Genomic DNA, 13860 nt, shown 5'->3' with positions numbered 1-13860 from the left:
CGTCGAAGTGTGACGCGCGCCCCGCCCGGGGGAGGGTCAGTCGAGGATCTTGACGGGGTCGCCGACCCGGACCGTGCCGGGGTGCTCGGGGACGAGGTTCTGGCCGAAGATGACCCGGCCGTCGCTCTTGCGGTACCGGGCGAGGGTCCGCAGCGGCTCCTTGCCGCGCGCGGCGGTGAGCTGGTCGGTCGTGGTGACGACGCACCGCCCGGAGGCCCGGGCGATCCGGAAGGTGACCTCTCCGACGGCGATCCGGGTCCAGGCGTCCTCCGCCCAGGGCTCGGTCCCCTCGACGACCAGGTTCGGCCGGAACCGGTTCATCGGCAGGGGGCCCTCCTCGGCCCGGTCGCCCCGGGCGATCAGGGAGTTGAGGGCGTCGAGCGAGGCGGTGGTGGTGACGAGCAGCGGATAGGCGTCCGCGAAGCTCACCGTCTCGCCGGGCAGCGCGTACACGGGGTCCACCGGGCGCCGGTGCTCGGGCGCGTCCATGTGGACGAGCCGGAAGTCGCCCTCCAGGAAGGCCGAGAGCCACGCGGCCGCGCCGGGACCGGCGGGGACCGCCTCCACGGGCCGGTCGAACACGTCCACCGTGACGGTGGCCGAGGGGTGCGGTACCTCGACCGCCAGCGGCGGATGCCCGTCCGCCGACAGGACGACCCCGCCGCCGGGCAGCGGTTCGGCCGTGGCCAGCGCCATCCGGGGGTGACGGCGCTGGGTCACGACCTTGCCCGCCGCGTCGACGACGGTCCAGCGGCGGTCTCCGGCCAGCCCCCAGGGCTGTACCTCGGCCTCCTGGTATGTCAGCGCGCGCATGGACTTCACCGGGTGGACGTGGACGGAGCGGAGTGCGGGAGTGGACATGGAGTCATCCTGCCAGCCGCTTCGGCCCCGGGGCCCGCCGGTTTACGGGGGCGGTCAGTAACCCCCGCCCTGGTAGGGCCGGTTGTACGGGTCCGCGTAGGGGGCGGGGGCCGGGACCGGGGCGGGCCGGGGCGCCGCCGGACGCATCGCCTCGTAACCGGCGGCCGCCGGACGGGGCTGCTGCGGGTACGGGCCGCCCGGGTAGCCGCGCGGGGCCGACGGCTGCTGCGGGATGTACGGGGCGGGGGCCTGCTGCAGGGGCACGGGGGCCATCTGCGGCGAGGGCTGGGGGTAGCCGTAGCCGCCGTTGTAGGCGGGGGCGGGCTGGGGGGTGGACGCCGCCGGGAGGGCGGGCAGCGCCGAGGGGAGCGCCGGCAGGTAGGAGCCGCTTCCGCTGCCGGGGAAGCTGCTGCCGGTGTCGTAGGCGGCGGGCACTCGGATCGGGGCGATCTGAGGCGTGCCCCGCTCCGCGACCAGGGAGTCGTAGATCGGGGTGTCCGGGAAGGACGGCGCGGTGTGGTAACCGCCTCCATAGGTGGAGCGGGGGGAGGTCATGGCACATAAGTTAAGCCCACGATGTGCCGCTTGGGGAGACCGATTAGAAGGTTGTTTGACGGGCTTCGTGACGCGTCGGATCCCCAATCCGAGCGAACGTGACAAAAACGGACGGCTTCTTGTCTCAAGATCACGTAAAAGCCGAGTTCGGAGGGGGTTACCGGTGGGTCGGGGGTGGGTCGGGGGCGGGGCGGAGCCGGCCGGTGCCCCCGGCATGAAGAACACATAAAGAAAAAGTGCCGAGAAGGCACGGGTGAGTGATCATGGGCATGATTGGGCGCTTCTCGATTGGGCGCCCTTGATTGACCGTCAATCCGGCGCCCGGAGGGTGATGTGTACGCGCCGAATTGACGACGCTACTCCCCGTAATTGAAAACGCTACTACCCGTATCGAAAATGCGATTTCCGCGAAGGCCCGGGACAGAGCCGCGCGTTCACCGGTCCGGCGCCGCTTCGGGACGCGCGTACGTCCGCCCCTTCCACGCCGCGCCCCGGCCCCGGTGGTGCAGCACCGCCGAGTCGACCGTCATCAGCAGATAGAGGAGCGCGGTGAACGGCAGCAGCGGGGCGAGCCACAGCGGCTGACCGTAATAACGGAGCATCGGCGCGTACGACCCCGCCATCACCGCCCAGGCCGCACCCCCGGCCCAGGCCGCCGGCGCGTCCCCGGTCACCGCGCCTGCCACCAGGGCCACCGGCGGCACCAGATAGACGACCACGAGCCCCACGACCGTCCCCAGGAGCAGGAACGGGCTGTGCCGCAGCTGCGCGTACGCGCTCCGCGACACCATCCGCCACAGTTCGCCGAGCCCCGGATACGGGCGGACGCTGTCCACCCGCTCCGCGAGGCCCAGCCAGATCCGCCCGCCGGCCCGGCGCACCGCCCGCGCCAGCGACACGTCGTCGATCACCGCCTGCCGGATCGCCTCCGGCACCCCCGCCGCCACCGCCGTCTCCGTCCGCAGCAGCACGCAGCCGCCCGCGGCCGCCGTCGCCCGGGGCCGCGCCCGGTTGATCCAGCGGAAGGGGTAGAGCTGCGCGAAGAAGTAGACGAACGCCGGCACGATCAGGCGCTCCCACGCGCTCTCGGCCCGCAGCCGGGCCATCTGGGACACCAGGTCCAGCTCGTTCTCCACCGCCGCCGACACGAGGAGGCGCAGACTGTCCGGCCCGTGGGCGATGTCCGCGTCCGTCAGGAGCAGGAACTCCGGCTCCCGCGCGCGTGCCAGCGCCGTGCCGTGCCGCAGCGCCCACAGCTTCCCCGTCCACCCCGGCTCCGGCTCGCCCGGCGACGCCACGGTCAGCGGCAGCCCGCCGCACCGGCCGGCCAGCTCGACGGCGAGCCGCCCCGTGCCGTCCGCACTCCCGTCGTCGACGAGGATCACCTCGGCGGCCCCCGGATAGTCCTGCGCGAGCAGCGACGGCAGGCTCAGGGGCAGTACTCCGGCCTCGTCGCGGGCGGGGACGACGACCACTACGCGCGGCCACGTGGTGGGCTCTTCGGGCGGTTCCGCGCCCGCCGCCTTGTGCGGCCATGTGGTGGGCTCCTCGCGTGGCCCCGCACCCGGCTCCCCGCGCGCGTGCCCGCCGTCGCGGGCGGTCGGCAGCCGCTGGTCCGTGCGCCAGAAGAACCCCTGGCCGAGGAGGAGCCAGACCCAGGCGGCCAGGGAGACGGACGCGAACCAGGCAAGGGTGCTCATTTGCGGCAGTCTGCCCCAGAACGAGGGGGGTACGGGGCTCATCGGCTAGGGTGACCGGGTGAAGATCGCGCTCATGGACTCCGGAATCGGCCTGCTCCCGGCGGCCGCCGCGGTACGCCGGCTCCGGCCGGACGCGGATCTCCTCCTCTCCAACGACCCCGACGGAATGCCGTGGGGTCCGCGCACCCCCGAGGACCTCACGGGGCGCGCCCTCGACGTCGCGCTCGCCGCCGCCGAGCACCGCCCGCAGGCGCTGATCGTCGCCTGCAACACCGCCACCGTGCACGCCCTGCCCGCCCTGCGCGCCGCCCTCGAACCGGGCGTCCCCGTCATCGGCACCGTGCCCGCGATCAAGCCCGCCGCCGCGGGGGGCGGCAAGATCGCCATCTGGGCCACCCCGGCCACCACCGGCAGCGCCTACCAGCGCGGACTCATCCGCGACTTCGCCGGGGACGCCGAGGTCACCGAGGTGCCCTGCCCCGGCCTCGCGGACGCCGTCGAGCACGCCGACCAGGAGGCCGTGGACCGGGCCGTCGCCGCCGCGGCCGCGCTCACCCCGCCCGACGTCCGCGCCGTCGTCCTCGGCTGCACCCACTACGAACTGGTCGAGGACCGCATCCTCGCCGCCCTGGAGACGCGCCGCCGGGCGGGCCTCCCGCCCCTCGTCTTCCACGGCTCCGCCGACGCCGTCGCCGCCCAGGCGCTGCGCCGCATCGGCGCCGAGCCCGCCCCCGGAGCCGAGCCCACCGGCACCCTCTCCGTCCTCCTCAGCGGACGCCCCGGACGGCTCCCCGCCCCGGCCCTCGCCTACGCCGAGGGCCGCCGCCTCACGGAGACCGCCCCCGCTCACTGAGCGTGACGGAAGGACTCCTTTCCGGCGGGCCGTCCCGTTCGGATCTGGGTATTCTTTCCGATATGAGGGAATATTCCCGGGACACCCGTGCCGACGAACGGACGCCCGCCGTCTGGACCGGCCGCGCCACCAACCGCTTCCAGTGGGTGGCCGCGGCGGCCGGCGCCGCCTGCATGGCCCTGGGGATCGCCCTCGCGGTCCAGCTGCAGTGGACCTCGGGCATCGCGGCCCTCCTCATGGCCGTGATCGGCTGCGTCACGGTCGGACTGCTCGTCCTCTTCGGCACCCTCGCCTTCGTCCACGTGGCCGTGAAGGTCGACGACCGGGCCATGGAGGTCCGCTGCGGCCACATCGGCCTGCCGCGCCGCCGCATCCCGCTCTCCCACGTCGTCGGCGCCGACTTCGCCCCGAGCGTCACCCCGCGCCACTGGGGCGGCTGGGGCTACCGCTGGCGCCCCGAGAAAGGCACGGCCGTGGTCGTCCGGCGGGGCGAGGGCCTGGTCCTGCGCCTGGACGACGGCCACACCTTCACGGTCACCGTCGACGGCGCCGAGTCCGCCGTCCGCGTCATCCGCGACCGCCTGCGCCGTCTGACCCCGCCGGGTCCGCCTGCGGCGACGGGGGCGTGACACGGGCCGACGGCTCGGCCCGGACCCCGCCCGAAAACCCCGGCCCGGATCCCCGCCCGGGGACCCCGGCCCGTGCCTCCGGGCCGCCCGCGTCCGGGCCGGTCGGAGGGGGTCGCGCCGGTCCGCACCGGACGACCGGCGGACAGGGACGACCCGTAGACTCCGCAAGGTGAGCGCCACCATCACCCCCGTCGACGCGTCCGAAACCGCCACCGCACCCGCGCCGGCCCACCGGCTGCGACGGTTCGCCCGGCCCGCGGCGGCCCTGCTGTCCGGTTTCGTGCTCTACCTGAGCTTCCCGCCGCGTCCCCTGTGGTGGCTCGCGCCGCCCGCCTTCGCCCTGCTCGGCTGTGCCCTGCGGGGCCGCCGGCTCCGCGCCGGCTTCGGCCTCGGGTACCTGGCGGGCCTCGGCTTCCTGCTTCCGCTCCTCGTGTGGACCGGCGAGGAGGTCGGCCCCGGCCCGTGGCTCGCGCTCGCCGCCGTCGAAGCCCTCTTCGTGGCCGCCGCGGGCCTCGGCGTCGCGGCCGTCTCAAGGCTCCCGTGGTGGCCCTTCTTCGCCGCCGGGGTGTGGATCCTGGCGGAGGGGGCACGCGCGCGCGTGCCCTTCGGCGGCTTCCCCTGGGGCAAGATCGCCTTCGGCCAGGCGGACGGCGTCTTCCTGCCGCTCGCCGCCGTCGGCGGCACCCCCGTGCTCGGCTTCGCCGTCGCCCTCTGCGGCTTCGGCCTGTACGAGGCGGCCCGGCTGGTCCGCGCCCGGCGCGCCCAGGGCGGGCCCGAGGGCTCCGCCACCGCTCCGGGGTCCCCGGCTCCGGACGCCCCTGCCACCGCTTCCGGCAGCACCGCTCCGGACACCACCTCCGCCGCTTCCGGCAGCACCGCTCCGGACACCACCTCCGCCGCTTCCGGCAGCACCGCCCCGGACACCGGCGCCACCGCTTCCGGCGCCACCGCCTCGGGCGCTTCCGCCCCGGACGCCACCACCGGCACCCCGTCCGTCACCGACGCGGCCCCGCCCCGCCCCGCCACCGGCGTCGGGACCGGCACCACCCCGGGCCGCACCGCCACCGGCACCACCCCGGGCCGCACCGCCACCGCCACCATCCCGCCCCGCCCCGGCACCCTCCCGCGCGGTCCGCTCGTCGCCGCCGCGCTCGCCGTGCTCCTCCCGGTCACCGGCGCGCTCGCCGCGCTGCCGCTCGTCGACGACTCGGCCGAGGACGGCACCGCCACCGTCGCCGCCGTCCAGGGCAACGTCCCCCGCCTCGGCCTCGACTTCAACGCCCAGCGCCGGGCCGTCCTCGACAACCACGCCGCCCGCACCCGCGAGCTGGCCGAGGCGGTGAAGGAGAAGCGCGAGCCGCAGCCCGACTTCGTCCTCTGGCCGGAGAACTCCTCGGACATCGACCCGTACGCGAACGCCGACGCCGCCGACGTCATCGACGAGGCCGTCCGCGCGATCGGCGCGCCCACCGTGATCGGCGCCGTCATCGCCCCCGAGACCGGCAAGCTCCGCAACACGCTCATCCAGTGGGAGCCCGGACGGGGTCCGGTCGCCACGTACGACAAGCGGCACGTCCAGCCCTTCGGCGAGTACATCCCGATGCGGCCCCTCGTCCGGATCTTCAACAGCAACGTGGACCGGGTGAGCCGCGACTTCGGCCCCGGGCACGAGGTCGGCGTCTTCGACCTCGCGGGCACCAAGGTCGGCCTCGCCACCTGCTACGAGGCGGCCTTCGACTGGGCCGTGCGCGACACCGTCACCCACGGCGCGCAGCTCATCACCGTCCCCAGCAACAACGCCACCTTCGGCCGCAGCGAGATGACCTACCAACAGCTCGCCATGTCCCGGGTGCGCGCCGTCGAGCACAGCCGGGCCGTGGTCGTGCCCGTCACCAGCGGGGTGAGCGCGGTCATCCGCCCCGACGGCGAGGTCGTCGCGCAGACGAGGATGTTCACCCCGGACGTCCTGGTCGAGAAGGTGCCGCTGCGCTCCTCGCAGACCCCCGCGACCCGCATGGGCACCCTGCCCGAGGCCCTCCTCGCGGCGCTCGCCGCCGCCGGCCTGGGCTGGTCGGCGCTCCGTTCGGTACGGGCCCGCCGCACGCGGGCGGAGTGAGCCGGGGCGACCGGGAGCGGGCCGGACCCGGGGCCGTGGGGGACCGGCCGGAAGCCGGTGGAGGGCCGTCCGGGAGGCGGTCGTCCGGGAGGCGGCCCGGGGTCCGCCGAGGGGCCGCCGTACATGATCTGAGGGTCCGCCGTACATGATCTAGGGTCGGTCCATGGCTACCCCTGACTTCATCCGCACCCTGCGCGAGACGGCCGGTCACCAGCTCCTCTTCCTGCCCGGGGTGAGCGCCGTCGTGTTCGACGACCGGGGCCGGGTGCTGCTCGGCCGGCGTTCCGACAACGGACGCTGGGCGATCATCGGCGGCATCGTCGAGCCGGGCGAGCAGCCCGCCGACTGCGCGGTGCGCGAGGTGTACGAGGAGACCGCCGTGCGCTGCGAGGTCGAGCGGATCGTGATCGTGGAGACCCTCCGCAAGCCCGTCGTCTATCCCAACGGCGACCAGTGCCAGTTCATGGACGTCACCTTCCGCTGCCGGGCCGTCGGCGGGGAGGCGCGGGTCAACGACGACGAGTCCACCGAGGTCGGCTGGTTCGACGTGGACGACCTCCCGGAGATGAAGCGTTTCTCCCATCTCCGGATCGAGAAGGCGCTCGCCGACGAACCCACATGGTTCCGCACCACAGCAACCAGCTGAACTATGGGTCCGAAGCACATCGGTGGGGGAAGGGGCCCTTCATAGGGTGCGGAGCATGAGCGCTCCCGTCACCGCCCCCGGTACCGACCTCGCCGCACCCCTGCCCCGCGCGGCCGGACTCGCCCTCGACCTCACCGGCCGCACCGCGCTCGTCACCGGCGCGGCCGGCGGCATCGGACGCGCCTGCGCGCTGCGACTGGCCGCCGCCGGAGCCCGGGTCAGAGCCGTCGACCGGGCCGCCGAGGGCCTGGACGCCCTGGCCGGAGAGGCCTCCGGACTTCCCGGGGAGCTCGAACCGCGGCTGCTCGACCTGACCGACCTGGACGCCGCGGAGACGGCCGCCGCCGGTGCGGACATCCTCGTCAACAACGCCGGACTCCAGCTCGTGCGCCCCATCGAGGAGTTCCCGCCGGACGTCTTCCACACCGTCCTCACCGTGATGCTGGAGGCGCCCTTCCGGCTCATCCGGGGCGCCCTCCCGCACATGTACGGCCAGAGCTGGGGGCGGATCGTGAACATCTCCTCCGTCCACGGGCTGCGCGCCTCCGCCTTCAAGTCCGCCTATGTGGCCGCGAAACACGGTCTGGAGGGCCTGTCCAAGACCGCCGCCCTCGAAGGCGCCCCGCACGGGGTCACCTCCAACTGCGTCAACCCCGGCTACGTCCGCACCCCGCTCGTCGAACGCCAGATCGCGGACCAGGCCGCCGCCCACGGCATCCCGCCGGAGCGGGTCCTCTCGGACGTCCTGCTCAAGGACTCGGCGCTCAAGCGGCTCATCGAACCGGAGGAGGTCGCCGAGGCCGTCCTCTACCTCTGCACGCCGCAGGCCTCGTTCATCACCGGCGCCTCCCTCACGCTCGACGGCGGCTGGACCGCCCACTGAAGGTGCCCCTGTGAAGGTTGTCCACAGGGGTGGTGCGACCACACGTACGGCAGGTATCCCTGTGTCCATGTCCCACGAACACGTCTCCTACCTGGAACTCCTCGCACGGGGAGCCGCGACGGAGGCCTACGACCGGCCCGTGCTGCTCGCTCGTGCGAGCGGCGCGGGCCCCGAGGCGCTGGCCGGCCTCGAAGAGGCCAAGCAGCTCGCCCTGCGGGTCCGGGCCGAGCTGGAGGGGCGGCGGCGGCGCGAGGCGGAGCTCTCCGCGCTCTTCGAGACCGCCCACGACCTCGCGGGACTCCGCGACCTCGACGCGGTCCTGCGCGCCATCGTCCAGCGCGCCCGCTCCCTGCTCGGCACCGAGGTCGCCTACTTGAGCCTCAACGACCCGGCGGCGGGCGACACGTACATGCGGGTCACCGAGGGCTCCGTCTCCGCCCGCTTCCAGCAGCTCAGACTGGGCATGGGCGAGGGGCTCGGCGGCCTCGTCGCCCAGACCGCCCGCCCGTACGTCACGGACGACTACTTCAACGACGCCCGCTTCCAGCACACCCGCACCATCGACACGGCCGTACGGGACGAGGGCCTCGTCGCCATCCTCGGGGTGCCGCTCAGCCTCGGCAGCCAGGTCATCGGCGTCCTCTTCGCCGCCGACCGCAGGGCCAGGGTCTTCGAGCGCGAACAGGTCGCGCTGCTCGGCTCCTTCGCCGCGCACGCCGCCGTCGCCATCGATACGGCCAACCTCCTCGCCGAGACCCGCTCGGCCCTCGCGGAGCTGGAGCGGGCCAACGACATCATCCGCGAGCACAGCGGCGTCATCGAGCGGGCGTCCGAGGTCCACGACCGGCTCTCCGAACTGGTCCTGCACGGCGGCGGCGTCCACGACGTGGCCCGCGCCGTCTCCGAAGTCCTGGGCGGAACGGTCGAGTTCACCGAGACGGGCGCGGGCTCCGCGCGCCGCGCCGGGGGCCACGCGGTCCGCGAGGGCGACGACTGGGTCGCCGCGGTCTCCGCAGGCGGCGAGGCCCTGGGCACCCTCGTCCTGCACGGCCGGCCCGACCTCGACCCCGTCGACCAGCGCACCCTGGAGCGCGCCGCCCTGGTCACCTCCCTCCTGCTGCTGGCCCGCCGCTCGGCGGGCGAGGCCGAGCGGCGGGTGCGGGGCGAGCTCCTCGACGACCTGCTCGACGCCCCCGACCGGGACCGCCGTCTGCTGCGCGAGCGCGCCGCCCGGCTCCGTACCGACAGCGAGGCCCCGCACGTGGTGCTCGCCGCCCGCATCGACCGTCCCGCGGGCGGCGGCGCCGACTCCGACGCGGGCCGCCGCGAGAGCGCCGACCGGCAGCGCCTGTGGTCGGCCGCCTCCCATCTGGCCGCCACCCGCCACGGACTGGCCTCCGCGCGTGACGGCGGCACGGTCCTGCTGCTGCCGCTCGGTCCCGGCGAGACCGCCGCCGAACTCGCCCGGCAGACCGCCAGGAACCTCGGCGGCACCCTGCGCGAACAGGTCACCGTCGGTGCCTCCGATCCCGTACGGGCGCCCCTGGACCACCCGGACCAGGTGGCCGTCGCGTACGAGGAGGCCCGCCGCTGCCTCGACGCCCTCCGGCTCCTGCACCGCTCCGGCCAGGGTGCCGCCGCCGAGGACCTCGGCTTCCTCGGCCTGCTGCTCGCCGACGGCAGGGACATCGGCGGCTTCGTCGACCGCACGATCGGCCAGGTCGTCGCCTACGACCGGCGGCGCGGCACGGAGCTGGTCCGCACCCTGGACGCGTACTTCGCCAGCGGCATGAGCCCCGCCCGTACCAAGGACGAACTCCACGTCCACGTCAACACGGTGGCCCAGCGCCTGGAGCGGATCGGCCGGCTGCTCGGCCCCGACTGGCAGTCCCCCGCGCGCGCCCTGGAGATCCAGCTGGCGCTGCGGCTGCACGCCCTCTCGGACGCGGTCGGAGGGAGATGACGTACGGGAAAGGCCCCGGGCCCCGCTCGCCGTGAGCGGGGCCCGGGGCCTTCGTACGTCCCTTGGATCAGGCGTCGGCGCGGACCCGGGAGTCCTCGGGGGCCCGCTGGGCGACGTCGCCTAGGTCGCTGTCGCGGGTCTCGCGGGCGCAGGCGATCGCGACGACGGTGAGCAGCGCGGCGGCGATCACGTACAGGGAGATCGGCGTCGAGGTGCCGTAGTCCGCGAGCAGCGCGGTCGCGATGAGCGGGGCGGGCGCGCCGGCGGCGACGGAGGAGAACTGGGCGCCGATGGAGGCGCCGGAGTAACGCACCCGGGTCGCGAACATCTCGGAGAAGAAGGCGGCCTGCGGGGCGTACATCGCCCCGTGGAGGACCAGGCCGACCGTGACGGCGAGCAGCAGGCTGCCGAAGGTGCCCCGGTCGATCAGCGTGAAGAAGGGGAACATCCAGGCCCCGACGCCCACCGCGCCGATCAGGTACACCGGCCGGCGTCCGAGCCGGTCGGACAGCGCGCCCCACAGCGGGATCACCGCGAAGTGGACGGCGGAGCCGATGAGGACGGTGTTCAGGGCGGTCTGCTTGGAGAGCCCGACCTGCGTGGTCGCGTACACCAGGATGAACGCGGTGATCACGTAGTACGAGATGTTCTCCGCCATGCGGGCGCCCATCGCGATGAGCACGTCCCGCCAGTGGTGGCGCAGCACCGCCACGAGCGGCATCTTCTCGACCTGTCCGGCGACGGCCTTGCGCTCCTCGGCGGCGGCGAGCGCGGCCTTGAAGACGGGGGACTCGTCGACCGAGAGGCGGATCCACAGGCCGACGATCACGAGGACGCCGGAGAGCAGGAACGGGATGCGCCAGCCCCAGGAGACGAAGGCGGCTTCCGAGAGCAGCGCGGTCAGCGCGGAGAGCACACCGGTGGCGAGCAACTGCCCGGCGGGCGCGCCGGTCTGCGGCCACGAGGCCCAGAACCCGCGCCGCTTGGCGTCCCCGTGCTCGGACACGAGCAGCACGGCCCCGCCCCACTCCCCACCGAGTGCGAAGCCCTGCACGAGCCGCAGCACGGTCAGCAGCACGGGCGCGGCGGAGCCGATGGTCGCGTGCGTCGGCAACAGCCCGATGGCGAACGTCGCCCCGCCCATCAACAGCAGGCTGAGCACCAACAGCTTCTTCCGCCCGAGCCGGTCGCCGTAGTGCCCGAACACCAGCGCCCCGAGCGGCCGCGCGGCGAACCCGACGGCATACGTCAGGAACGACAGCAGCGTGCCCACCAGCGGATCGGACTCGGGAAAGAACAACTTGTTGAACACGAGCGCCGCGGCGGACCCGTACAGGAAGAAGTCGTACCACTCGATGGTGGTGCCGATGAGGCTGGCGGCGACGATCCGCTTGAGCGAACCGGGTGGGGTCGGGGAGGGAGTTGCGGCGGCCATGTGCACCACTTCCAGGCAGGGGCGGGGACGTTTCGGTGTCGCCACACCGTAGGAAGTGGCAGGTCAGGGGCGTATGTGGTGGGACACCATAGTTCGACGCCTTCACATGCGCCCGACCGCCATGACACCCCCTCGCGGACTTTCCGGAGGGCCCGGAGGGGCTGAGAGAGTGAAGACCTTCTCTGCCCTGGTCCAGGATGATCTGATGGTGCGGTGTTGACTCCCGTGCCGCCTGGGAGAGCGGAAATACCGCATGGGTGAAGGACCGGGCGCGGCGGCAGTCGCAGGGCGCCGTGACCGAGGAGCCGCCCACGGGCCCCAGACCGCGCGCCGCCGACGACCTCGTGGCGCTCGGGCCGGACGAAGGCAGACGCCGTGACCGTCCCTGCCACGTCCTCTCCGCCGACCGGGTCGGCTCCCTGCCGCCGAATGGGTGCCCCGGGCTACGACAGGTCTTCCTGGTCGGCTCCGCCTCACCCCCAGCGTTCGGACAGTTGGGCGGAGAACGCCTCCGGAGTCACCGCGTAGCCGCCCGGGCCGAGTACCGCGACCGGGGCGCCGTCGGCGAGTACGGTCGGTGTCGACTCGACGCCGCCGCGCTCGAAGGCGGCGGAGACGGCGCGTGCCCAGGGCAGGTAGACGCCCCCGGACACCTTGCTCGTGAACGCCCCGGTGGCCAGCCCCGGCACCTCCCCGGCCAGCTTCAGCAGCGTCTCCTCGTCGGCGAAGCCGTCCTCCTCCTCGGGAGGCTGTTCGGCGTAGAGCAGCCGCAGGTAGAGCGCGAACGGCTCGCTCCCCTCGTCGAGCGCCGCCCCCAGCGCGGCCAGGGCGTGCAGCGACCCGCTGCCGCCGGCGTCGTCGTCGAGGAACGTCGCGAAGTGGTACTCGACCCGGAAGCGCCCGGCATCGGCCGCCTCCCGGATCACCGTGCCCAGGCCGTTCTCCATCCGCTTGCAGTACGGGCAGCGAGGGTCCAGGTACACGCCGAGCACGTGCGCGGCGCTCTCGTCGCCGTAGCGCACGACGGTGTTGCCGGGGCCCGAGGTGTGCGCGGGGACGGGCGTCGCCCCGCCGGGGGTGCCAGAGGTCATGCGGCCAGACTGCGCCCGCCGCGCCGCCCGCGCAAAAGGAGCGCCCCCGGCGTGGGGGGCGCGTGACGACTGCCGTACGGGTTACACGCAGGGGCCGTGGGTGGGGGGCAAGGGCCCTGGAGCGAGCGGGGGTTGGCCGGACGGGAGGGCAGCCGGTGTACGTGGACTCGGACGCGGGCCCGGATGCCGGCACGGACAGGGACTCGACCCGTATGGCCGGAAATGATGTCCTGATTATTGACGTTCTTTTCTGAAAAGACGGGTACTCGGAGCCGCACGACAATCGAACCGGATGAAGCGGAATTCGTTGTTCCGCAGGGAAGGGGACGTCATGGCCGTACGCATCCTGAGGAAGCGCGCCGTTCTCGCCGCAGCACTGGTCTGCGCGGGTGCCACCGCTCTCGTCGGCTGCGGGGACGGCGACTCGGACGAGGCCTTCGCCGGGAAGAGCGCCGACGCCATCGCGGCCGAGGCCGTGAAGGCGACCCGTGACGCCGACTCCGTCCGGATCACCGGCACTTCACGGGCGCAGGGCGCGCCCGCGGCCGTGAAGACGGAGTTCCAGGTCGACGAGAAGGACAACTGTCTCGGCACGCTGTCGATGAACGACGCGAAGGCCGATGTCCGGCAGGCCGGCCAGAACACCTACGTCCGGGGCAACGAGCGGTTCTGGCAGAACGCCCTGCAGGGCCGGCCGGGCACGGACACCGCCGTCGACCGGCTCCAGGACAAGTGGGTCAAGAGCGGACCTGGCGACAAGTCCACCCAGGGCATGTGCGACAAGCAGGCCCTCCTGGCCGCCATGGACAGCGACAAGTCCGAACGCGACGGCATGCGGCGCGGTGCCACCACCGAGGTGGACGGCAAGGACGCCCTGACGCTCACCAAGCAGCAGGCCGACGGTGAGAAGTTGACCCTGTACGTCGCCACCGAGGGCGAGCCCTACATCCTCAAGGCGGTCTCCGAGGGCGGCAAGCAGCCCGGCGAGACGCTGTTCAGCGACTACAACGAGAAGGTCGAGGTGGAGCAGCCGCCGGCCGGCGAGGTGGTCGACCCCAAGGCCGTCACCGCGAACGGCTGACCGCGACTCGGCACCGGAGGCCGTACGGGGACGTGGGGGACCTGGCG

The 13860-nt window shown here is 73.8% G+C and carries 12 protein-coding genes; 7 read left to right on the top strand and 5 right to left on the bottom strand.

Annotated features, from left to right (window positions below):
• Positions 1-36: 36 nt before the first annotated feature.
• The 3 genes from ACIQD7_RS09955 to ACIQD7_RS09945 form a co-directional block, all read right to left on the bottom strand.
• Positions 37-861 (bottom strand): MOSC domain-containing protein, encoded by an 825-nt coding sequence (locus ACIQD7_RS09955; RefSeq protein WP_402441151.1) that lies wholly within the window; start codon positions 859-861, stop codon positions 37-39.
• A 54-nt stretch (positions 862-915) separates the two neighbouring features.
• Positions 916-1416: a DUF6643 family protein gene (locus ACIQD7_RS09950; RefSeq protein ID WP_121830880.1), complete on the bottom strand. Its 501-nt coding sequence runs from the start codon at positions 1414-1416 to the stop codon at positions 916-918.
• Positions 1417-1850: 434 nt separating this feature from the next.
• Positions 1851-3116, bottom strand: coding sequence for a glycosyltransferase (locus tag ACIQD7_RS09945; RefSeq protein WP_402441148.1), 1266 nt, complete (start codon positions 3114-3116; stop codon positions 1851-1853).
• 58 nt (positions 3117-3174) lie between these two features.
• Here ACIQD7_RS09945 and ACIQD7_RS09940 point away from each other — a divergent pair, with 58 nt between their 5' ends.
• From ACIQD7_RS09940 to ACIQD7_RS09915, 6 genes are all read left to right on the top strand, one after another.
• Positions 3175-3969 carry a glutamate racemase gene (locus ACIQD7_RS09940; protein WP_402441147.1) on the top strand — a complete coding sequence of 265 codons (795 nt, stop codon included), beginning with the start codon at positions 3175-3177 and terminating at the stop codon, positions 3967-3969.
• A 62-nt stretch (positions 3970-4031) separates the two neighbouring features.
• Positions 4032-4598, top strand: a complete 567-nt coding sequence (locus ACIQD7_RS09935) for a hypothetical protein (protein WP_402441144.1) — start codon at positions 4032-4034, stop codon at positions 4596-4598.
• Between the two features lie 169 nt (positions 4599-4767).
• On the top strand, positions 4768-6714 hold the full coding sequence (gene lnt / locus ACIQD7_RS09930; RefSeq protein WP_402441142.1) for an apolipoprotein N-acyltransferase: 1947 nt from the start codon (positions 4768-4770) through the stop codon (positions 6712-6714).
• Between the two features lie 163 nt (positions 6715-6877).
• Positions 6878-7360 carry an NUDIX domain-containing protein gene (locus tag ACIQD7_RS09925; RefSeq protein ID WP_161371576.1) on the top strand — a complete coding sequence of 161 codons (483 nt, stop codon included), beginning with the start codon at positions 6878-6880 and terminating at the stop codon, positions 7358-7360.
• A gap of 55 nt (positions 7361-7415) precedes the next feature.
• Entirely contained in the window at positions 7416-8243 is an 828-nt protein-coding gene (locus tag ACIQD7_RS09920) for a 3-hydroxybutyrate dehydrogenase (RefSeq protein ID WP_402441140.1), read from the top strand.
• Between the two features lie 67 nt (positions 8244-8310).
• Positions 8311-10206, top strand: coding sequence for a helix-turn-helix domain-containing protein (locus ACIQD7_RS09915; RefSeq protein ID WP_402441138.1), 1896 nt, complete (start codon positions 8311-8313; stop codon positions 10204-10206).
• A gap of 67 nt (positions 10207-10273) precedes the next feature.
• Here ACIQD7_RS09915 and ACIQD7_RS09910 read toward each other — a convergent pair whose 3' ends face one another.
• Entirely contained in the window at positions 10274-11641 is a 1368-nt protein-coding gene (locus tag ACIQD7_RS09910) for an MFS transporter (RefSeq protein WP_402441136.1), read from the bottom strand.
• A gap of 473 nt (positions 11642-12114) precedes the next feature.
• Entirely contained in the window at positions 12115-12732 is a 618-nt protein-coding gene (locus ACIQD7_RS09905; RefSeq protein ID WP_121830886.1) for a thioredoxin domain-containing protein, read from the bottom strand.
• A gap of 331 nt (positions 12733-13063) precedes the next feature.
• On the opposite strand from ACIQD7_RS09905, the gene ACIQD7_RS09900 reads away from it, so the two are divergent.
• Positions 13064-13813: a hypothetical protein gene (locus tag ACIQD7_RS09900; RefSeq protein ID WP_402441133.1), complete on the top strand. Its 750-nt coding sequence runs from the start codon at positions 13064-13066 to the stop codon at positions 13811-13813.
• Positions 13814-13860 lie beyond the last annotated feature (47 nt).

It is taken from the genome of Streptomyces sp. NPDC093071, from assembly GCF_044754545.1.
In the GTDB taxonomy this organism is placed as follows: Bacteria; Actinomycetota; Actinomycetes; order Streptomycetales; family Streptomycetaceae; genus Streptomyces.
Note: the sequence above shows the minus strand (reverse complement) of the source record. Positions and strands in the feature narration are given on the sequence as shown.